The following is a 21,415-nucleotide window of genomic DNA, read 5'->3' as shown; positions in this document are numbered from 1 at the left end:
CCCCCACCACAGGGAAAGCATCTCATAGAAATTCGAAAGAAGCCGGATTCGGATTGACGTTAAAACCATCTCAACACCCTTATTAAAAAGCTAAATAATAAAAGCCTAAAACTGTCAGTTTTCAGGGATTCCACACAACTTGACAAAGAGCCGAAAAAGGCCGGGACACTTGCCCCAGCCCAAATTTAACTATTAAAATAAGATTTTTTCCCGTGTTTTCTCATATGACTTGACAAAACGATCGGTTACACCTGGCTCCACTGTTTCCAAGGCTTCTGAAATCCGTTGGAAGGAAGCTTGATAGTCAAACTCTTCTTCAAAAATCTGCAAAGAGGCTTGGAAAGCCGCTTGAACATTCTCGTCGAAAGAACGGTAACGGTTTGAATACTGCAAGAGTTGCTCGGTCAAGGTTGCATTGCCCACGATTGTGTAGGCTTCAGCTTCCAATTCCACCATATCTTGGTTCAAAATTTCCAATAAGCGATTAACAGATTCGACATCTACGCGCTCATTGTCTAGTTCATTTAGCAGATCTTCAGCGTTATGACTGGCTGTAAAGAACAAGCTTAGGAAGGATTGAGGAATCCCTGGTAGCTTGCGTTTTTCCATGTAACGCTTGATGGTATGCAATTTATTAACAGCAATGCTGACTTTCTGACGAGCAGTGCTGTCATCTTTTTCAATTTGCGCCAAGCTATCACCCAACTCTATTTGCACATCTTCAATTTTTTCCAAACGTTCCCGGCTATCTTCCAGCTCTTCCAAAACTTGTGAAAATGGAATTTCATCCGCATGCTGGCTCTCATCAACCCGACTCATAACGAGTTTTTCCATAGCAATCAATTCACTTTGCAACTCTTGGATTTGACGAATGCCAGATTCCTTCACAATGTAGTGCCGAGACAAACGTTCTGCCTCATCCATGAGATTTTGGTTGTTGGATTGCGTATGACGAAGGTAGTTTGGTAGGCTTTGAATCAACTTATCAACTTCCGTCTTGGCATCCATTTCCTTGGTGAAAATGGCATAGAGACCATCAATGTCTTCCTGGATCATCTCATTTTCAAACTGGGTATTATCCAATTCCAAGGATTTGAGGTTGGCGCCATTTTTTTGCAAACGCGAGTGCAACTGCTGGAAGCGGGCTTCGATATCGGTCTCTTGGAAATGGTAATCCTCTTCCAAAAGCTTCCGATAACCGGTTTCCAAATCTTCCAATTGGTCTGGTAGATTGTTTTCCAACTGTTCAACCAGAGCCGGAACTCCTTCAACGATTTGCGAAAGTGCGATGATATAATTTTCCGTTTTATCCAAAACTTCTGCAGCTTCAACAGGGTCACCCGATGAATTTAATTTCACAAAGCGACTAAATTCTGACTCGATGTGTTCCATCTGGGTCCGAATTTCTGGAAGCGCTTGGCCATATTGCTCCTCGTTTTTATCAATGGTCTCTTGTAATTTTTCAAACAGATCCAAGGCATGAAGCACTCGGCCACTATTTTCTGCCTCCTGCTGCTCCAATTCTAGAACGGCTTGCCGAATCGCTTGCACATCTTCGGAGACTAAATTCAATTGGCTTTCAATACTACCAATGGTCTGATTGGTTTTCAAAAAACGGAAAGAATTGTTATAAGCCTCTGCTTCAAATAAGTCAGTTTCAATGGCCGCAAAAGAATTGAGGGAAATATCCATCCACTTCTGGTTCCATTCCCGGAAATTAACCTGACTCTGACCAATCAAGTGCATGTTTTTCACACGCTCCATATCCTCGTTGACTGGTAAATTAAAGAGCTCTGTTTTTCTTTCTTCTAATTTGGCCAGGAGGGTATCATTCCTCTTCCGCAGCAAAATGGCCACAATATAGGCCACGATTAATAATACAACGATTACAATGACCAGTATAATCAACCCACTAGACATCCCATACTCCTTAAATTTAATACTTGTAAACAAACAAAACTGATTATACCATAGATTGACTCGAAAATCCTAGAAATCCACTAATTTCTTTATACATCCAAAGTTGAATAAACCGCATTGGCTTCAATAAACTCTCGGCGTGGCTCAACCCGGTCTCCCATCAGCATATCAAAGACCCGATCAGCCTCAGCGGCATCATCAACAGAAACCCGTGCCATCAACCGATGCTCAGGATTCATGGTTGTTTCCCACAATTGATGGTCATCCATTTCCCCTAATCCTTTATACCGTTGAACAGTCGGTTTTGAACGACCAGTCCCATAACGTTCCAAGGCTGCCTGCAGCTCCTGCTCCTGATTGGGACCAGGTTGGATATATTCCTTAATTTCACTGCCAACCTTGACTCCGTAGATAGGTGGCTGTGCGATGTAGACGTAGCCAGCTTCCAAAACGGGACGCATATAACGGTAAATCAAGGTCAACAATAGGGTCCGGATATGGGCCCCATCCACGTCCGCATCTGTCATAATGACTAACTTGTGGTAACGGGCCTTGGCCACTTCAAAATCATCTGCAAAGCCTGTTCCCATAGCTGTAAAAAGGGAACGGATTTCCTCATTGGCCAAAATTTTATCCATGCTCGCTTTTTCAACATTGAGGATTTTCCCCCGAATCGGCAAAATCGCTTGGAATTCCCGGTTACGGCCAGACTTGGCGGAACCACCCGCAGAATCTCCCTCAACAATAAACAGCTCGGTTTGTTCAGGATCATTGGAAGAACAATCGGCCAATTTTCCAGGCAGGTTGGAAATCTCCAGACCAGATTTTTTACGCGTTACCTCGCGAGCCCGTTTGGCCGCAATCCGCGCCTTAGACGCCAGGATTCCTTTTTCAACAATCCGCTTGGCAATTTGGGGATTCTCGAGGAGGAAGGTTGTAAACGCCTCTGCAAACAGACGATTGGTGATTTTCACAACCTCACTATTCCCCAATTTGGTTTTGGTTTGCCCCTCAAATTGCGGATTTGGATGCTTAACGGAAATAACCGCCGTCAAGCCTTCCCGAACATCATCACCCGTCAGATTTTCATCCTTTTCCTTGAGAATCTTATTCTTCTTCGCATAGTCATTGATAACCCGGGTCAAAGCCGTCCGGAAGCCCTGTTCATGGGTTCCCCCCTCATGCGTATGAATATTATTGGCAAAACTCATCAAGGTACTGTGGAAGCCACCCGTGTACTGCATGGCCACCTCAACGGTAATCCCATCCAGCTCACCTTCCGTATAGATAGGCTCTTCAAATAACAGATCCTTATTCTCGTTGATATAAGACACATAACTCGCAATTCCACCCTCGTAGAGATAATCCTTGCGCTGCTCTTGCCCCTCCCGCTTGTCCTCAAGCGAGATCGCCAAGCCACGATTCAAGAAGGCCAATTCCTGGATTCGCTTATTTAATTTATCAAAATCATAAACAATGGTTTCAGTGAAAATTTCTGGATCAGGTGTAAAATGAACCGTTGTCCCAGTTCGATCGGTCTGGTCAATCACCTTCAAATCCGCTACAACAACCCCACGTTTGTACTCCTGGTAGTAAACCTGACCATTCTTGTAGACCTTCACATCCAATTGGGTCGACAGAGCATTAACAACAGAAGATCCCACCCCGTGGAGACCTCCGGAAACCTTGTAACCGCCGCCGCCAAACTTTCCACCTGCATGCAAAACGGTAAAAACCGTCTCCACCGCAGGACGGCCGGTTTTTTCCTGAATATCAACTGGGATCCCCCGACCATCGTCAATAACGGTAATGGAGTCATCAGGTTCAATAAATACTTGTACATGCTTGGCAAAACCAGCTAGGGCCTCATCGATGGAATTATCGACAATTTCCCAAACCAGGTGGTGCAGCCCTTCCTTGGACGTAGAACCAATATACATACCAGGCCGCATCCGAACGGCTTCTAACCCCTCTAGGACCTGGATCTGACTAGCATCATACTCCTGGGCATTCTGTTTTTTATCTTTGGCGTCAAACATCTGACTCCTCCACTCTTTTTATAAACTCCGCCAACTGGGAAGCACTATCAAACAGATAGGTCGCCATCCCCGCATTCTGACCTGCAATCATATCCATCGGCCGATCTCCAATAACCAGAGTCTTATCTAAACCATACTTGTCTTTCAAATAAAGAAAGGCCTCTGGACTCGGTTTCCGTGCAAAGCCTTGATCCGATGTCACAACTTCTGTGAAATAGGACAAAATACCTGTTGCTTGTAAAATTTCTATAACTTGTTGATCTCGATGTGAGACTAAAAAGTGCTGAGCTCCAGCTATCTGAAGCGTCTCCAACAGCTGAGGGATTCCTGGAAATAGAACCGGCCGCGTCAGTTCTTTGGCTTCTTCCAAGCGATATTTACGACGGAAATCGGGAATACCCGTGGCATACCGAAGAACAGCAACATCTGTTGCCTCCTTGAGACTGGTATAGATATCAGCCAGCTTGGCTGGAGGAAACATAATTGTCCAACAAGGTCCCTCCCAAATCCCAAATAAAACTCTGAAATTGCATTGCTTCATTATACCATATTTTAGAGGAGTCAGCCAGCCTAAAAAAGCCCTTAGAAGGGCTTTCCTAGGGCTAATGGTTGCTTTAATTTCCTTCAAAAAGATCGCTATACAGCATAGCCTGACGGAGCCCTTGACTATCACCACCCAGGGCATCTACCAAGGCATAGGCGAAGGCCAAGGCCGAAGCTGGACCCCGACTGGTAATCACGCGCCCATCTTGGACAACGGTTTCCTTTTTATACTGACCTGCTTGAATTTGCTGGTCAAAGCCATCATAGCTAGTATAGGTCCGGTTATCCAGTAATCCGGCTTTTTCTAGAGCGATCGGAGCGGCGCAAATCGCCGCCACCAAATGACCACTAGCTTCTGTTCGACTGACCCAGGCCATGAGTTGCTCATGATCTCTGAGGTTTTTCGCCCCCGGCATTCCGCCAGGAAGGACAACCAAGTCAAACAGAGGCAGGTCTGGACTCCAGACCTGGTCCATCTTCACGGTGATGCCGTGAGAACCCGTTGTTTGCGCTTCCAAGCCAATCATTTGGCAATCAAAGTCGGCCCGGCGTAAAACATCAACAACGGTTAGGGCTTCAATTTCCTCAAACCCATCTGCAAATAGCACAGCAATTTTTTTCATTCTAGCCTCCTTATAAGGTTTGTCGTAAGACAACTTTTCTTCTTTTTGGCCGTACACGGCCTTCTTCTTCATCGCGCAAATGATTCTGATAGGCGATTGAAAGGATCAAACCAATCCCAATCAAGTTGGAAATAATCGAGGACCCTCCCTGGGAAATAAAGGGGAGGGGAATTCCGGTCAGCGGCAAAATTCCCGTCACCGCTCCAATGTTTTCAAAAATATGAAACAGGAGCATGAAGATATAGCCTGCCGCAACATAGGTGTAAAAGGGACTCCGCGAGCGAATGGTAATGGCCACCATCCGCGTAATCAACAGCAAATAAATCAACAGCAAGACCAAGCCGCCAACCAAACCAAAATCCTCCGCAATGACCGTAAAAATCATATCACTCTCCCGCACCGGAATTTGGAGATTGGAGACATTGTAGCCCTGACCTGTCAGACCCCCGCTACCAATCGCAATCTGCCCTTGGGCTTGCTGGAAGGTCATGGTTTGCGCAAAATCAAAGGGATTGAGCCAGGCTAAAATTCGGTTAATCTGGTAGGTCGGCATCCCCAACTGGCGAAATAGAGATCGCCCATAGTCCTGCGACAATAGGGCCACAAAGCCCCCCATCAAAGTCAGAAACAGGGCTGATACTGGCAAAATGATTCTCCAGGAAACATTGGCAATCAAGACCATACCTGCGAAGATCGCTAGATAGACCATGGCGGTCCCTAAGTCATGTTGCAGCCCCAATAACACAAACACAGGCAGAGTTGCCAAGCTGAGGGTTCCGATAATTTTCAAATCAAACCAAAGCGTCCGCTCCTCCCCTAACTGCCGCTTGTGCAACCAATCCGTAATCTGAGCCAACATCAGAATATAGGGGATCTTCATAAATTCCGACGGTTGAAAAAGGGTCATACCATTAATCGAAACCCAGTTTTTAGCCCCAGTCGAAGCTACTAGGTTAGGATTAAAATAAATCAGGGGCAGAACCATCAAACCCAGACCCAGGACATACAAAAAAGGAGTCATCTTCCAAAGAAAGGAGCGGGAGAAAAACATGGTCACAAAGCCAATGGCCAGACCCAGTAAAATCCAGGCCCCTTGCTGGAGGAGCATGGACCAGGCAACCTGGGGATAATCATGACTAAGGGCTACATACAGAGCTGCCAGACCAATGGCCAGCAAGGAAAAAACACACAGTAAGATGCTGTAATCAATACGTGCATCAATCTTTAGGGGTTCTCTAAACATGGACCTCAACTTTCTTCATAACGTTCAAAAAAATCTGTAATTTCATGGGGAATGAGCTCCTGTGGTCGAATTAGGAAATCAGTCCCCTTAGCCAACTCCTCTTGCAAAACAGTCCCATAGCTCTTTCCAACCAAACGTCCATCCAAAATCAAAACAGCGGAAATCTGGTCTTCCCGTCTCCTGAGACGCCCTGTTATCTGTTGCAATCGCTGGCCTGCCAAGGGTAAAACAAAATCCGTAAAAGAATTGAGACCCAAAGTTTCAACCGATCGAGCTACCTTGTCAACCAAGATATTTTTTGGATTGGCAAAGGGCAGACGGACAATCAGCTGAATGACCTGATCCAAGTCCTTTAAATCCACACCTTCCCAGAAGGAACCCAGAGCTAGTAATACCTGCTGATCTCCCCTTTCAAAACGCTTGCGCAGAACTTGTTGATCCTGGCCTTCTAGCTGGGCCAAATACGGAACAGACAAGGTTCCCGCAACGCGATTCAACAACTCTCGCGCACTAAAAACAACCATGATGGGACGGCCTAGAGCAGACAATTTTTCAATCCATGCGCCTACAAAATTGGTATAGGCTGAAAAATTCATCAGGCTCACATCGGGAAAATCAGGACTCGTCAAAACCAGCTGGCGTCCAAGCTTAGAACCAGTAAAAGAAGCTATATCAACTGCCTCAATTCCAGCCAACTGGAGCATCGTTTCAGCCAAGGCCAGATCCAAACTCGCAGAGATTAAATAACTATGTTGACAGGCTTCAAACCCTTGTCCCAACTGGAAATAGTCCCCGCTAACAACCACTAATTCTTCCTGATGTTTGTGTCCGCGAATATAGAAATCACCCTGCTCTTCCAGGAAAAACCGAAATAAATCCGGTAGCTGAGCTGGACCCAGCCGGTGAAGCAGGCTTTGGATTTTTTCCAGGGCCGACTTATCCAATTCCAAATAGTCCGGACTGGGCTGTTGAACTTTCCAAATGTCCAATTCAACTTGCAGCTCCTGTAACAGTCGCAAACGCTTGGGAACTTTTTCAGCCGCCAAAACTGCTTGCAATTTCTGCTCCAGATCCGAATAGGACAGCTTTACTTGATTAGCTTCTTCCAGGCCACGGAACAAAGATTGGGCCTCATCTAAAACTAGGTAAGCATCCTTAAACAAGGTCGGATAATATTTTAGGAGTGTCGGCAAATAGGCATGGTTGGTAACCAAAAGCGGTACCTCAGCCAGCTGCCTTTCCAGACGCCGCCAAAAGTCGAGGATCGGAAAGAGACTAGCAGCCTCCACTTGGCCCGAATGGCGAAGATCCTTCAAGATATGCTCTAACCGATAGGCCTGGCCAAGCTCATCCAAATCCCCTGTCTCTGTTTCAGCCAGCCAAACCAACAATTGCATCAGGAAGCGACCAATGGATCGTTTGCGCCAATCCGCTTTTTGCAGGTAGGTCCACAGGGCATCCAGACTCAAGAAATTCCGAGGACTTTTGACCGCTCGCATCTGGAGACCAAACCTCTGAGCCAGAACTGTCCCCTCTTGCTCTAGAAGTTGCTGCATCAGGAGTTTTGTTGGTACAGAGACCACCAGACGCCCTCCCTGATCCAGCTCCTCAATCAAGGTCAGGAGGTAGGCCCAAGTTTTCCCACTGCCCACCTCGGCTTGAAGTACGGAAACTCCCTTTTGTCCCTTGGTTTGCTGGATGTGTTGAGCTAGGTCTGCCTGAGCCGGACGGGGCTCCAGTCCAAGCTCCTGAAACTGTTGCTGCCAAGGACCCAGGCCAATCACCTGATTAACAGAGGTTTTGGGCTTGCGTAGATAAAGCCCGTGTTCCACCAAGAAACTGGAGTCCCCTTGGTCCGACATCTGACTCAAACAATCTTGAAAAATCAAGCCCGTTTCATAAAGTAAGGCGTCTGATTTTTTCCAAAGCTGCTCCACTAGTCCCTTGGGCAGTTCTTGAATCCGCTCCATCAAAATCTGGAGCAAGGCTGCGGTGGCCTGGGCGTCTGCCAAGGCCGTATGGGCATTCTCTAAAGGAATTCCCAATTCCTGACACAAGGATCCCAAGGAATAATTCTGAAGACGGGGGAAGCAAACTTGCGCCAATTCCACCGTATCCACTCGTGGCGTCCGTAATTCATAACCTTCCCAAAAGAGGGCCTCGGCCAACAGATTGGCATCAAAAGCCACATTGTGGGCCACAAAAACGGCATCCTCTAGTAGGTCATAGATAACTCCTGCTACCTGGCTAAACAGTGGCGCCTGGACTAATTGTTGGTCTGTAATACCTGTTAAATCAATAATGCGCTGATCCAAAGCCTCCTGGGGATTCACATCCGTCTGGTAACTTTGTACGATTTCACCATTTTCCAAGAGGACAATCCCCACCTGGATAATCTTAGCTTGATTCCCCGGATTGGTGGCTTCAATGTCCACAATGGCGTACTTCTGATTCATCCTTTTCATACTGTCTAAATTATATCATAGGACGGTTCCTAGATTGTATTGAAAAAAGGAAGTCAGATCGAGAAACGGTTTCTCCCGATAAGACTTCCACTGTGATTATCTATTGAATCCGCCACTTGAGGTAGGCATCCATAAAGCCGTTCAAGTCTCCGTCCATGATCTTATCCACTTGAGCGACTTCGTAACCAGTCCGGTGGTCTTTAACCATGGTGTAAGGAGTAAAGACATAGGAGCGGATTTGGCTACCCCAGGTAATTTCTTTCTTGTCTCCCTTGAGGGCATCCACTTCGGCTGCCTTTTTCTCTTGCTCCAACTGATAGAGTTTCGCCTGCAAGAGTTTCATGGCCCGATCCCGGTTGCCATACTGGGTCCGATCGACCGTCGACTGGGTCACAATTCCAGTTGGGAGGTGGGTTAACCGCACCCCGGTCGATACCTTATTGACGTTTTGTCCACCGGCTCCTCCAGAACGGAAGGTGTCCATTTTAATTTCATCATCCCGAATTTCAATCTCAATGGTATCATCCAACTCCGGCATTACCTCAACTGAAGTAAAGGAGGTATGGCGGCGCTTGGCGGAATCAAAAGGCGAAATCCGAACCAGACGGTGAACTCCCATTTCCGATTTGAGCAGACCATAGGCATTCGGCCCTTCAAAGGATAGGGTCACACTCTTGATACCCGCCTCATCCCCAGCTTGATAATCTAGAGTCTCAACCTTAAAACCATTGGCATTGCCGAAACGGGTGTACATACGCAAGAGCATATCACCCCAATCCTGGGCTTCTGTCCCCCCTGAACCGGGATGGATTTCGAGAATCGCATTGTTGTGGTCATAAGGCTCTGACAAGAGTAAGGTCATCTCATACTGAGTCATCCCTTGCTCCAACTCCGCCAACTTCTCAAACAACTCATCCGCCAAACTCTCATCTTCCACTAGCCATTCAAACAAAAGCTCAGACTCATCCGCTAGCTCCTCCATATGGTGGAAGTTTTCATAGGTTTGCTTCTTCTCATTCAATTCCTGGGATACCTTCTGGGCCGCCTGATTGTCATTCCAAAAATCAGGATGGGTCATCTGGTGCTCCAGTTGCGCAATCTCTTCTTCCAAAGCCTCTAAGTCAAAGAGACCCCCTAAATGATGTTATTTTTTCACGGTTGGCAGCCAAACGCTGCCGGATTTCTGCGTTGTCCATAGTTCCTCCTTTAGTTTCTTTCATTCTAGCATATTTTCTTCACTTATAGGAGCCTTTAAGTCAAAGGCCTGATAGGCCTGATCCAACTCTTGCAGCAAGGCTAACTTATCAGCTTCCGGCAAAAAGGCTGCTTGGGCACTATCCCGGGTAATCTGGTAAACATCTCCAACTGTTAGAGAATCAACCTGATCATTCAAAATCCCAAATTCCTGGGTCAAACTACTAGAAGAAACGGTTCGATTATCAGTGTTGATACTCACCGGTAGACCTGTCTCGCGGAAAATCGCAAAAGGATAAGTTGCCCAGGACACGGAAGCCCCTGTTTGCAAATTGGAAATTGGACACATTTCCAATAAGATGCCCGCCGACTTCAAGTCCGCTGCCTGGGATAGATCCTTCATCAAGGCAATTCCATGACCAATTCGCTGCGCTCCGTAATCCACTGCCCAAAGAACATTGTCCAGATTCCCTGTCTCCCCGGCATGTGCTGTAAAAGGAATCCCCGCAGCCCGAGCTTCAAAAAAGAGATCCTTGAACAAGGGCATGGGATATTTACTCTCATCGCCAGCTACATCCAAGGCGACCACACCCCGACCCAGATACTTCTCTGCCAAGCGCAGCACTTGACGATTGACCGCTTCCGACCGCCCCCGCATCATACACAGAATTAAGCCTAAACGGATTGGGTAAACAGCTTGAGCCAACTCCAGCCCCTCAATCGTAGCCTGCAAGACCTGCTCCATCGAAAAGGTCGGTGTCTGAATAAAATCTGGAGAAAAACGGATTTCCAAATACCGAACCCCCTCTGCCACAGCCTGTTTGGCCAGACTCAACACCGCAATCATCAAGGCTTTTTCAGATGCCAAAACTTGGGTTGTGACCGGGAAACACCGCAAATACTCCGTTAAGTTCAAACAATTCTCTGGAGCCACCGCTTCTTTTAGCAAATCTTCCTGGCTTTTGCGAAGGCCAGCCAAGTGATAGAGCTGACTAAGGGCATGGAGATCCACCGATCCATCTAAATGGCAGTGCAGTTCCACTTTAGGCAATTGGTAGAGGGGGTTTGTCATGATTACTCTCCTTCATAAATTTTTCCTATGATACTCTATTCTTCGGAATTCGTCAACCATTTTATAATTTTATCCCTCTAAAAGCGTAAAAAGAGGAGGAATCAGGTCCAAAAGACCTCAACTCTCCTCTTTACATTCGTTTTTCCCGAACAGGTTTGAGCTTAAATAGCGTTTTTATCCAGTCCCATCCTGCGTTGGATCCATTTGACCACTTCAACAATCACCAACATCAGAATACTTCCGATGATTACAACTGTCCATTGTTCCAAGTTAAGCTCGGTTACATGGAAGATTTTTTCCAAAGGCTTAACAACAATAGTCGACGCCAAGAGGACAAAGGAAACAACGATGGACCAGTTAAAGGTCTTGGATTTGAAAGGACCAACTGTAAAGACGGATTGGTAAACCGACTTCACGTTAAAGGCATGGACCAATTGAATCAATCCAAGTGTTGCAAAGGCCATGGTCAAGGCATCAGCATGAATCGCCTCGGATCCAGCATGGACTGGATTTTGAATGGCATACCAGTAAACAGCCAAGACCAAAAGTCCTTGGAGGATACCCTGATAGATAATCGAGCTCAAGACACCACCGGAGAAGAAGCTCGAATTACGGCCACGCGGTTTGTGCTGCATCACACCTGGTTCTGCAGGTTCAACCCCAAGAGCGATGGCTGGGAAGGTATCGGTTACTAGGTTAATCCACAAGAGGTGAACAGGTTCCAAGACATCCCATCCAAAGAGGGTGGCCAAGAAAATGGTCAAAACTTCTGCAGTGTTGGCAGATAGGAGGTATTGAATGGTTTTCTGGATATTGGAGAAGACCTTCCGTCCCTCTTCAACCGCAACAATAATGGTTGCGAAGTTATCATCCGCTAGGACCATATCAGAAGCTCCCTTGGAAACTTCTGTACCGGTAATTCCCATACCAATCCCGATATCCGCTGTTTTCAGAGCAGGGGCATCATTCACCCCGTCACCTGTCATCGCAACAACCTTACCTTGGTTTTGCCAAGCTTTTACAATCCGTACCTTATGCTCTGGAGATACACGTGCATAAACCGAATACTGACCAACCACTTTTTCAAATTCGGCATCTGACAGTTCATTGAGCTCAGCTCCTGTCAGAACGTGGTCTTCTGTATCCGTAGGATCAATAATTCCCAAACGCTTGGCAATAGCTTCAGCTGTATCTTGATGGTCCCCTGTAATCATGATTGGACGGATACCCGCTTCCTTGGCAACCCGAACTGCTTCTGCTGCTTCCGCACGTTCAGGGTCGATCATTCCAATCAAACCAGTGAAGATCAAGTCGCTTTCAAGATTTTCAGACGTCAACTCTGCTGGAATCGCATCAATAATCTTATAGGCACCTGCCAAAACACGCAAGGCTTCTTTGGCCATGGCTGAGTTGTTTTGGGCAATCAGTTGGCTGGTTGCTTCATCAATTGGAGCTATTTCCCCAGCCTTGTCACGACTGACACAACGTTTCAACAGTTGATCCGGTGCCCCTTTAACAGCTACTAGGAAACGACCATCTTCCAAGGGATGAACCGTTGACATGAGTTTCCGATCTGAATCAAATGGCAACTCAGCAACCCGAGGGAATTTTTCCAAATAGGCTGTCACATCCAAGTTCTTATCCAAGGCATATTGGATAAAGGCTGTTTCCGTCGGATCGCCAATCAGGTTGCCTTCTGCATCCATTTTGGTATCATTGGCCAAGACCACAGAGCGAAGAACGGGTAAATCCAAACCTAGTGCTAGCTCATCTTTGGCATCATGTAGGACACCATCATAGAAGACTTTCTCGACCGTCATCTTGTTCATGGTCAAGGTACCAGTCTTGTCACTGGCAATAATTTCTGTAGATCCAAGCGTTTCAACCGCAGGCAAGTTCCGAACAATGGCATTACGTTTAGCCAAAACCTGAGTTCCCAAGGCCAGGACAATCGTTACGATGGCTGGCAAACCTTCCGGAATCGCCGCCACGGCCAAGGCTACCGCTGTCATCAAACCTTCTAACCAAGGTTGACCACGGAAGACAACACCCACAACGAAGGTCACCGCTGCAATTCCCAAAATCGCAAAGGTGAGGAATTTCGACAACTGATTGAGATTTTCCTTCAATGGTGTGGCTGTTTCATCTGCATTTTGCAACATGCCGGCAATGTGTCCCACTTCGGTATACATCCCTGTATGGACAACAACCCCCATTCCGCGACCATAGGTCACATTGGAGTTTTGGAAAGCCATGTTGACCCGATCTCCGATTCCGGCATCTTCTGCTAGGCTAGCAGCCAGATCCTTTTCGACTGGAACGGATTCACCTGTCAGAGCCGCCTCTTCAATTTTCAACGAATTGGCTTCTAATAACCGCATATCAGCTGGAACCACATCTCCAGCTTCCAGCAAGACAATGTCCCCTGGTACCAATTCTTTGGAAGAAATCTCTGTGACATTGCCGTCACGCAAAACACGCGCAGCTGGTGTCGACATATTCTTCAAGGCTTCAATTGCTTCTTCTGCCTTACCTTCTTGGTAAACCCCAAATAAGGCGTTGATCACAACTACGGCCAAGATAATCAAGGCATCGGCAATATCCTCACCCCCGGATGTTACAACAGAGAGGACTGCTGCAATCAAAAGAATGATAATCATCAAATCCTTAAATTGCTCCAGGAATTTTTGAAGGAGGGTCTTTTTCTTCCCTTCATCCAATTCATTGGCCCCAAATTGCGCGAGCCGCTCTTGGGCCTGTGCCGTTGACAGCCCTTCTAACTTGGAGTCAACGAGATCCAGTGTTTCCTCGGGACTCTTGGTAAAGAAGGCTACTCGTTTTTGTTCTTTTGACAAAATTCTCCTCTTTCCAGTCTCTTTTTGGCAACAAAAAGAGACTTGTTTTTTTGAACAAGTCTCGCTATTTCATCCAAGGCCGGAAATTTCTTTCGGATTGACGACCTTGTCACGGTTGGAACCGTTAGCTACTCCCTTGATATCGATAGCATTGTATCAAATATTCTCCTAAAATGCAAGTTGGGAAAGGAACACTTATTGTGTGATACCACTTCCAATTAGCAGCGAGACACAGACATAACTAGAGTTAAACAAGTCGAAGCTAAGGATCCTTTAAGAAAAATAGAAAGAGTATTACAAGCCCCACACCAGACGAAAGTCATAGCTAGCAAAAACAGCTGTCCCATCTGCTGTTAGGAGTTGGTAAACCATAGCCAGGCTCTGTTTCTCCAGATCCAACTGGAAGTGATCGGTCTGGCTGATAAACTGTTGCAAGCCCATCGGCGTGTGAATTCCCACAGGAACCTGCTTTTGATCCACAAAACGCATGATGGATTGGGGCTGGCTAAACCGGGTCATGACCAACTCGTCTTCTTTAAACTTGAGCACAACTTTTTCACTTTCTTCGTTCTGGTACAGAAAGTAGGTGAATTCTCCTTTTTTTCGCTGTTCCGCTTCATAGGTTTGGTGGACCACTTCATGTTGGTCCCCAATCTGAATGTAATTTGTTATCTCAATTTTCACTGCAAAGCTCCTCTATCACTTGACGAATTTTTTCGGCGGTTGGCCGAACTTGCTGTTCCAAACTCTGGGCGGCCGGGATTGGGCTAAACAGGCTGGTCAGACGTCGGAGCTGACCGCGGTAGCCCCGTTCCACGAGGGAGGCCATGATTTCTGCGGCTACCCCAAAATCTCCATAGCTCTCCGTCACAATCAGGGTCTTATCTGACTCCTGGGCCGCTTCCAGCAAACCGCAACGATCTAGAGGGCTAACCGTAACTGGATCTACCAGCGTAACCTGGTAGGGAAGCTCTGCTAAGACTTCTTGAACCAGCGGCACCATGGCTCCTAGGGCGATAATGGTCAAGTCAGCTCCCTTTTGTAAGACCTTGGCCTTGCCAAGCTCCACTTGATAGGGAACTTCCGGAACTATTCCCACTGTTTTATACAAGGACTTGGGTTCCAAAACCAAAATCGGATGGGGGCTGGCTACGGCAGCCATAAGGACGCCCTTGGCGTCATAAGCATTACTGGGCATCACGACTTGTAGGCCCGGAATATGAGCAAACCAGGACTCTAGACTTTGAGAGTGCTGGGTTCCGGCACCCGTCCCACTACCAGAGGCCGCACGAATAACCACAGGTGCTGTCATGGTTCCACAGGAGACGTAGGCAATTTTTGCAATTTGGTTGACCAACTGATCCATAGCTACTGTCAAAAAATCCGAAAACTGAATTTCCAGAATGGGACGTTTGCCAAGAATGGCTGATCCCATGGCTACTCCGGTAATAGCGGCTTCTGAAATGGGAGTTTCTAGGATTCGGTCTGGAAATTTTTCAATCAAACCCTTGGTAGCTCCAAAACTACCGCCATAAACACCAACATCCTCACCGAGAACGTAGACCCTGGGATCCTGCTCCAAAATTTGTTCTTGTGCTTCTCTAACTGCTTCCAGAAAGCTTAACTGTCTTTCTTTATCCATGTTCAACCTCGTACTCTGCAGCTGGGCTAGCAAAAGCTTCCGCAGCTTCTTTCGTCAACGTTTGGTAAATGGATTCTTCCGTAAAGGCCAATTCATCCTGGGTTCGGTAACCTTCACTAAGAATAAAGCCTCGTAAGGCTACAATTGGATCCTGGTAATTCAGGTATTCATCCTTGGTGCGGTAGTCTTCCTTATCCGAACGCGAATGCCCTCGGAAGCGGTAGGTCGTGACCTCCATCAGCACCGGTCCCTCTTTCAAGGCTTGGCGGGCCTGGGCAAAAGCCTCAGCCACCGCAAAAATATCCTGCCCATTCACTTTCAAACTTTTCATGCCATAATTATGACCGCGGGTGACAATATCGCCAGCTGTCATGTGATCTGTATAAGAAGACATGGCATATTGATTGTTTTCAATAATAAATAAAACAGGCAACTTCCAAACACTAGCTAGATTGAGACTCTCATGAAAGGTTCCCTCATTAGTTGCTCCGTCACCAGAAAAACACAAAACAACCTGGTCTTTCTGATCCATCTGAAGGGCCTTGGCTAGACCAAGAGCAATGGGAAAATTCCCACCAACGATGCCATTCCCACCAATAAAACCTTTGGAAAAATCTGAAATTTGCATGGAGCCAGCCCGCCCCCGATTGGTCCCCGACTGGCGGCCAAAAATTTCCGCATACATAGCCTTGGTAGAAAGACCCTTAGCAATCGCGTGACCATGGTTCCGGTGAGTCGACAGAACCAGATCAGCAGGATCTGCTAGGGACAAAATAGCTGTTGCAATCGCCTCCTCACCATTGTAGAGGTGAGTTGTCCCATAAACCTTTCCTTGGCTATTGTAATCATCGAGGATATTCTCAAACTGACGAATGCGCACCATCGTCTCATACCAGGAAAGAATCCTTTCCGGTGTCCATTTTTTTGACATAGCTTCCTCTTTTTCGTTTTCTTACCCCTATTCTATCAAAAACAAAATCGTTTCCCAAATAGAGATTCTCAGTCAGGTTGAAATTAGGGGAATCCTTGTTTTTATGGTAAAATGTTGCTATGATTGAAAAGGTTTTTCGGGATCCGGTTCACAACTACATTCATGTCAACCATCCCCTTATTTACCAACTGATAAACAGCAGAGAGTTTCAGCGGCTACGTCGGATCAAACAACTGGGGACGTCCAGTTTTACCTTTCACGGGGGCGAACATAGCCGTTTTTCACACTGTCTTGGCGCCTATGAACTGGCCCGACAGGTGACCCAGAACTTTTCCGAATCCTATCCAGATATTTGGGATTCTAGGGAAAATCTCTTGACCATGACGGCAGCCTTGCTACATGATGTGGGGCACGGAGCCTATTCGCATACTTTTGAGGGGCTTTTCCATACGGATCATGAGCTGATGACCCAACGCATTATTTTGGATCCCGAAAGTCAGGTCCACCAGATTCTGCTACAAGTAGCACCGGACTTCCCTGAGAAAGTAGCTAGTGTGATTGACCACAGCTACTCCAATCCTCAGGTCGTCCAACTAATTTCCAGTCAAATTGATGTTGACCGGATGGATTATCTACTACGGGATTCTTATTTTACTGGAACCCATTATGGAGAGTTTGACCTGACCCGTATTCTGCGGGTAATGCGACCCATCCCCACCGGGATTGCCTTTCAACGCAATGGTCTCCATGCAGTGGAGGACTATATTGTCAGCCGTTTCCAGATGTACATGCAAATTTACTTCCATCCAGCCACACGCGCCATGGAAGTGCTCCTGCATAAACTGTTGGAGCGGGCTCGCAAAATCTTCTCCGAACACCGGGATTATTTTGCCCACTCGTCTCCCCTCCTGCTGCCTTTCTTCCAAGAAGAGGTCAGTCTCAAGGATTATCTAGCTTTAGATGACGGGGTCTTGACCACCTATTTCCAATCCTGGATGCTAAGTCCTGACCGGATCCTTGCGGATTTGGCTCAACGGGTAATTAACCGTCGTGTCTTTAAGTCCATCCTCTTTGAAAAAGAAGATGAGGACCACTTGGAGATTCTGCGTTCCCTGGTTCAAGAGGTTGGGTTTGATCCCGCCTATTATACAGCCATCCACCGGAATTTCGATTTACCTTATGACATCTACCGTCCTGCTGAAGAGCGGTTCAAGACACAAATTGAAATCGTTCAAAAAGACGGGAGTCTGCGGGAACTATCTAGCCTATCTCCCTTGGTCAAGGCCCTAACCGGGACCCGCTACGGAGACCATCGCTTTTACTTCCCTAAGGAAATGTTGGGCGAAAACGATCTCTTTTCCTTTCAAGGAAAAACCTTTCAATCTTATATTCAAAATGATAGCTTTATTTATGGAGAACCGAAACTATGACGATAAAATTAGTGGCTGTTGATATCGATGGCACCCTCCTAACACCTGATAAGAAAATCACACCCGAGGTGAAAGCAGCCGTGCGTGAGGCTAGTCAGTTTGGGGTTCAAGTCGTGATTGCGACCGGTCGCCCAGTTGCTGGGGTCTACCACCTGCTCGAGGAATTGGAATTAAATAAACCAGGCCACTATGTGATTACCTTCAATGGAGCCCTAGTTCAGGATGCAGCGACTGGCCAAGAGCTAGTCAAGGACATCCTGTCCTACCAAGATTACCTGGATATTGAATACTATTCTCGCCTGCTGGGCGTTCACATGCACTCCATCACCAAGGAGGGGATTTTCACAGCCAACCGCAATATCGGCAAATATACTGTCCATGAATCCCAGCTGGTCAATATGCCAATTTTCTATCGGACACCTGAAGAGATGGCCGACAAGGAAATCATTAAAACCATGTATATTGACGAACCTGAGATCCTAGACGCCGCCATCGCCAAGTTGCCAGCGGAATTCTATGAGCGCTTCACCATTGTTAAATCAACACCTTTTTATTTAGAAATTCTAAAGAAAAGTGCCAATAAAGGGCGAGCCATCCAACAATTGGCTCAAGAGCTTGGCCTCACAATGGCGCAAGCCATGGCCATCGGGGACGAGGAAAATGACCTAGCCATGCTGGAAGTCGTTGACCACCCCGTTGTAATGGAAAACGGCAATCCCAAGGTCAAAAAAATCGCCAAACACATTACCAAATCCAATCAAGAATCCGGCGTCGCCTATGCCCTTAAAACATGGGTCCTAAACGACTAAACCGCGAACAATCCACACCTTTATGAAAGGAGGGCCCGGCCCATGTACCACTACCAAATCGATGCTCCAGTTGCAGACTTTGATCACTTTGTCAGCCACCACCCTCAGGCAAACCTTCTCCAAAGTAGCTCCTGGGCCACCATTAAAAATAACTGGAAAAGCGAACGACTACTAGTCCGCAACCAAGAAAAGGAAATCCTGGCTGCAGCCCTCATTCTCATCCGTCCCCTACCACTGGGACTAACCATGCTCTACATCCCTCGCGGGCCCATCATGGACTATCAGGACCAAGAATTGGTCAACTATGTTATGCAAACCCTTAAAGAGCGGGCCAAAAAACATCGGGCTATCTTAGCCAAATTTGACCCTAGCCTCTTCCTCAGTAAAACCCTTCCAGACGGAAGTGTGGAGCAGGATCCCCTCACCCAAACAGCCATCCAGCAGCTCCAACAAGCAGGAGCTAAATGGCTGGGACCAACGGAACAACTGGATGAGACGATCCAACCTCGCTTCCATGCCAACCTCTACCAGGAGTATTTCGATGAGAAGCAATTATCCAAACGGGCCCGCCAAAATATTCGGACAGCCCGTAACAAGGGAATTGAAATTGTGTTCGGAAGAGAGGAGCTACTGGACGCCTTTGCGGAACTCATGAAACAAACCGAGGATCGTAAACAAATCTCCTTACGTGGTAAAGACTACTACCAAAAACTATTAGCCACCTATGGCGATGATAGTTTTATCACCATGGCCCTGCTGGATCTGGACCAACGGATTCAAAGCTTACAAGCTGAACTTCAAAACTTACAAGCAGAAGCCAACAGCTTTACCGACCAAACCCGTACAAACAAAGTCGAGCAAAATCAAAAAGAGCAGGAAAGACTACAAACCGAATTAAGCTTTTTAGCAGAAATGCAGGAAAAGTATGGCTCCAAGGTAGCACTTGCAGCCACCCTAACCTTAGAATATGGTCCCACCGCAGAAAACATCTATGCCGGTATGAATAGTGATTTTACCCGTTACCAAGCTCCAATCCTAACCTGGTATGAAACAGCCCTACACAGTTTCAATCGTGGCAAAAGCTGGCAAAATATGGGAGGTGTGGAGAACAAGCTCGATGGCGGACTATTCAACTTCAAGAAAAACCTCAATCCTGTGATTGAAGAATTTGTGGGAGAATTTGACTTAGCCACCAGCCCGCTCTATCCACTGGCACAAGCAGCCTTGGCCTTCCGAAAAAAATTAAGGAAATAAACCTTCATGTTAGAAACAATTACCCTACAAGAATTTGAACAACTCCATGTAGAGAAACAATCCTACATGCAGAGCCCAGAAATGGCCAGCCTACTGGAAAAAAGAGGCTACACCGTCGAATTCTTAGCCTATAAAGAGAACAATCGCATCTTGGTCGCAACTATGCTCCAGAGCATGCCCATGACCGGTGGTCTCCACATGGAAATCACCCTGGGTCCACTCGTCTTTGATACTTCCGGCCTTAAAATCTTCTACCAAGAACTTCAAAACTATGCCAAACAAAAGGGAGCCTTGGAACTCCTTGTCTTCCCGGATGTTTCCTACCAGGACCATGACAGCAACGGCCAGCCCACTGGTCCCCAAAACACTCTCGAGTTGGACTTGTTGCAGGACCTAGGCTTCCAATTCCAAGGTTTCCAGACCGGCTACACTGCTTCTGCCCCTAACTGGGTTTACTTAAAAGACCTGACTGGTTTAGACCAAAAGTCTCTCCTAAACTCCTTTACGAAAAATGGCAAGGCCCTGGTGAAAAAAGCCAATACTTTTGGCATTAAACTACGGCCACTCAGCAGAGCAGAACTTCCCCTCTTCAAAGAGGTAACCGAAGCCACCTCTAGCCGACGGGAATTCTCAGACAAGGACCTAGCCTACTACGAAGCTTTCTTTGACAGTTTTGGCCAACGAGCAGAATTTATGGCTGCCTTCCTAAATTTCCAAGAATATACTCAGGAAATTCAAAAGGGACACCAAGCTCTGGCTCAAAAAATTGCTAAATTGGAAGAAAGACCACCCAGCACCAAGCGGGACAACCAATTACGGGAATTCAATGCACAGCTGGAAACCTTCCAGGTACGCTTAACTGAAGCTAAAGACTTAGTCGCAAAATATGGCGATGAAGATGTCTTATTGGCCGCCTCCCTCTTCCTCTATATGCCAGAGGAAGCTGTTTACCTCTTTTCCGGATCCTATTCGGAATTTAACAAATTTTATGCACCGGCCTTGCTACAAGAGTATGTCATGAAAGAGGCAATGAAGCGAGGTATCCGCCACTACAATCTCTTGGGAATTATGGGGGAATTTGATGGAAGCGACGGTGTCCTCCGCTTTAAACAAAACTTTAATGGCTCTATCAGCCAAAAAGTCGGTACCTTTACCTACTTCCCTTCTCCGCTAAAAGCCAAACTCCTTCAAGGTCTCAAAAAAATCATTGGCCGCTAAGCCTAATATAGCGGTTCTATAATAAGTTGTGTGGAAAGCTTGCTCTCCATGCAACTTTTTTTGTAATTCAGAGTGCAAAAAAAAGCAATTCCTAGTAAACTGATAAGTGAAAAAAAAACATCAGAATAGGAATTGCTTCATATGGACTATGTTACTCAAAAATTACTCGGAATTCAA

At 46.7% G+C, this 21,415-nt stretch carries 15 protein-coding genes and 1 pseudogene; 4 read left to right on the top strand and 12 right to left on the bottom strand.

The genetic code is table 11. The annotated features are described in order from the left end of the window. Positions 1-192 precede the first annotated feature (192 nt). The 12 genes and pseudogenes from ezrA to E5983_RS03700 all read right to left on the bottom strand — a co-directional run bounded on the left by ezrA (position 193) and on the right by E5983_RS03700 (position 16,527). A complete protein-coding gene (gene ezrA / locus E5983_RS03755) occupies positions 193-1,920 on the bottom strand; it encodes a septation ring formation regulator EzrA (RefSeq protein WP_160332579.1) in 1,728 nt (575 codons plus the stop codon). An 89-nt stretch (positions 1,921-2,009) separates the two neighbouring features. Then, positions 2,010-3,959, bottom strand: coding sequence for a DNA topoisomerase (ATP-hydrolyzing) subunit B (gene gyrB / locus E5983_RS03750; RefSeq protein ID WP_160332578.1), 1,950 nt, complete (start codon positions 3,957-3,959; stop codon positions 2,010-2,012). Continuing rightward, positions 3,952-4,492: pseudogene (locus tag E5983_RS03745) on the bottom strand (HAD-IA family hydrolase). Before E5983_RS03745 ends, gyrB begins: the two are co-directional and overlap by 8 nt. A gap of 81 nt (positions 4,493-4,573) precedes the next feature. Then, complete coding sequence (locus E5983_RS03740) at positions 4,574-5,125, bottom strand: DJ-1 family glyoxalase III (RefSeq protein WP_160332577.1); 552 nt, start codon at positions 5,123-5,125, stop codon at positions 4,574-4,576. 10 nt (positions 5,126-5,135) lie between these two features. Continuing rightward, positions 5,136-6,368 carry an FtsW/RodA/SpoVE family cell cycle protein gene (locus E5983_RS03735; protein ID WP_160332576.1) on the bottom strand — a complete coding sequence of 411 codons (1,233 nt, stop codon included), beginning with the start codon at positions 6,366-6,368 and terminating at the stop codon, positions 5,136-5,138. Positions 6,369-6,373: 5 nt separating this feature from the next. After that, positions 6,374-8,824, bottom strand: a complete 2,451-nt coding sequence (locus E5983_RS03730) for an exonuclease domain-containing protein (protein ID WP_160332575.1) — start codon at positions 8,822-8,824, stop codon at positions 6,374-6,376. 109 nt (positions 8,825-8,933) lie between these two features. Continuing rightward, positions 8,934-10,029 (bottom strand): peptide chain release factor 2 gene (prfB, locus tag E5983_RS03725; RefSeq protein WP_160332574.1). Its coding sequence is split into 2 segments (ribosomal slippage): positions 8,934-9,956 and positions 9,958-10,029, totalling 1,095 coding nucleotides; the frame shifts between segments, so codons are not numbered across the junction. 20 nt (positions 10,030-10,049) lie between these two features. After that, the gene (add, locus tag E5983_RS03720) at positions 10,050-11,099 is read right to left on the bottom strand and encodes an adenosine deaminase (protein ID WP_160332573.1); all 1,050 of its coding nucleotides are present in this window, start codon (positions 11,097-11,099) and stop codon (positions 10,050-10,052) included. A gap of 161 nt (positions 11,100-11,260) precedes the next feature. Then, on the bottom strand, positions 11,261-13,954 hold the full coding sequence (locus E5983_RS03715) for a cation-translocating P-type ATPase (protein WP_160332572.1): 2,694 nt from the start codon (positions 13,952-13,954) through the stop codon (positions 11,261-11,263). A 294-nt stretch (positions 13,955-14,248) separates the two neighbouring features. Then, a complete protein-coding gene (locus E5983_RS03710; RefSeq protein WP_160332571.1) occupies positions 14,249-14,638 on the bottom strand; it encodes a YwiB family protein in 390 nt (129 codons plus the stop codon). Beyond that, a complete protein-coding gene (locus E5983_RS03705; protein WP_160332570.1) occupies positions 14,628-15,596 on the bottom strand; it encodes an alpha-ketoacid dehydrogenase subunit beta in 969 nt (322 codons plus the stop codon). Before E5983_RS03705 ends, E5983_RS03710 begins: the two co-directional genes overlap by 11 nt. After that, positions 15,589-16,527 carry a thiamine pyrophosphate-dependent dehydrogenase E1 component subunit alpha gene (locus E5983_RS03700; RefSeq protein WP_160332569.1) on the bottom strand — a complete coding sequence of 313 codons (939 nt, stop codon included), beginning with the start codon at positions 16,525-16,527 and terminating at the stop codon, positions 15,589-15,591. The genes E5983_RS03705 and E5983_RS03700 overlap by 8 nt, the downstream gene beginning before the upstream one ends. A 119-nt stretch (positions 16,528-16,646) precedes the next feature. On the opposite strand from E5983_RS03700, the gene E5983_RS03695 reads away from it, so the two are divergent. The 4 genes from E5983_RS03695 to E5983_RS03680 are packed head-to-tail and all read left to right on the top strand — an operon-like array spanning position 16,647 to position 21,238. Then, positions 16,647-17,957 carry an HD domain-containing protein gene (locus E5983_RS03695; RefSeq protein ID WP_160332568.1) on the top strand — a complete coding sequence of 437 codons (1,311 nt, stop codon included), beginning with the start codon at positions 16,647-16,649 and terminating at the stop codon, positions 17,955-17,957. After that, positions 17,954-18,766 (top strand): sugar-phosphatase, encoded by an 813-nt coding sequence (gene yidA / locus E5983_RS03690; protein WP_160332567.1) that lies wholly within the window; start codon positions 17,954-17,956, stop codon positions 18,764-18,766. Before E5983_RS03695 ends, yidA begins: the two co-directional genes overlap by 4 nt. Before the next feature lie 42 nt (positions 18,767-18,808). Further along, on the top strand, positions 18,809-20,020 hold the full coding sequence (locus E5983_RS03685) for an aminoacyltransferase (RefSeq protein ID WP_160332566.1): 1,212 nt from the start codon (positions 18,809-18,811) through the stop codon (positions 20,018-20,020). A gap of 6 nt (positions 20,021-20,026) precedes the next feature. Next, positions 20,027-21,238, top strand: coding sequence for an aminoacyltransferase (locus E5983_RS03680; protein ID WP_160332565.1), 1,212 nt, complete (start codon positions 20,027-20,029; stop codon positions 21,236-21,238). Positions 21,239-21,415: the final 177 nt, after the last annotated feature.

The organism is Streptococcus danieliae, assembly GCF_009767945.1.
Taxonomy (GTDB): Bacteria; Bacillota; Bacilli; order Lactobacillales; family Streptococcaceae; genus Streptococcus; species Streptococcus danieliae.
Note: the sequence above shows the minus strand (reverse complement) of the source record. Positions and strands in the feature narration are given on the sequence as shown.

Excerpts from the sequence above, each read along its gene's own strand:
- E5983_RS03700 (WP_160332569.1), bottom strand. The coding sequence starts at position 16,527 with ATGTCAAAAAAATGGACACCGGAAAGGATTCTTTCCTGGTATGAGACG.
- E5983_RS03685 (WP_160332566.1), top strand. The coding sequence starts at position 18,809 with ATGTACCACTACCAAATCGATGCTCCAGTTGCAGACTTTGATCACTTT.
- gyrB (WP_160332578.1), bottom strand. The coding sequence starts at position 3,959 with ATGTTTGACGCCAAAGATAAAAAACAGAATGCCCAGGAGTATGATGCT.
- E5983_RS03735 (WP_160332576.1), bottom strand. The coding sequence starts at position 6,368 with ATGTTTAGAGAACCCCTAAAGATTGATGCACGTATTGATTACAGCATC.
- ezrA (WP_160332579.1), bottom strand. The coding sequence starts at position 1,920 with ATGTCTAGTGGGTTGATTATACTGGTCATTGTAATCGTTGTATTATTA.
- E5983_RS03705 (WP_160332570.1), bottom strand. The coding sequence starts at position 15,596 with ATGGATAAAGAAAGACAGTTAAGCTTTCTGGAAGCAGTTAGAGAAGCA.
- E5983_RS03695 (WP_160332568.1), top strand. The coding sequence starts at position 16,647 with ATGATTGAAAAGGTTTTTCGGGATCCGGTTCACAACTACATTCATGTC.
- E5983_RS03740 (WP_160332577.1), bottom strand. The coding sequence starts at position 5,125 with ATGAAAAAAATTGCTGTGCTATTTGCAGATGGGTTTGAGGAAATTGAA.
- add (WP_160332573.1), bottom strand. The coding sequence starts at position 11,099 with ATGACAAACCCCCTCTACCAATTGCCTAAAGTGGAACTGCACTGCCAT.
- E5983_RS03730 (WP_160332575.1), bottom strand. The coding sequence starts at position 8,824 with ATGAATCAGAAGTACGCCATTGTGGACATTGAAGCCACCAATCCGGGG.
- yidA (WP_160332567.1), top strand. The coding sequence starts at position 17,954 with ATGACGATAAAATTAGTGGCTGTTGATATCGATGGCACCCTCCTAACA.
- E5983_RS03680 (WP_160332565.1), top strand. The coding sequence starts at position 20,027 with ATGTTAGAAACAATTACCCTACAAGAATTTGAACAACTCCATGTAGAG.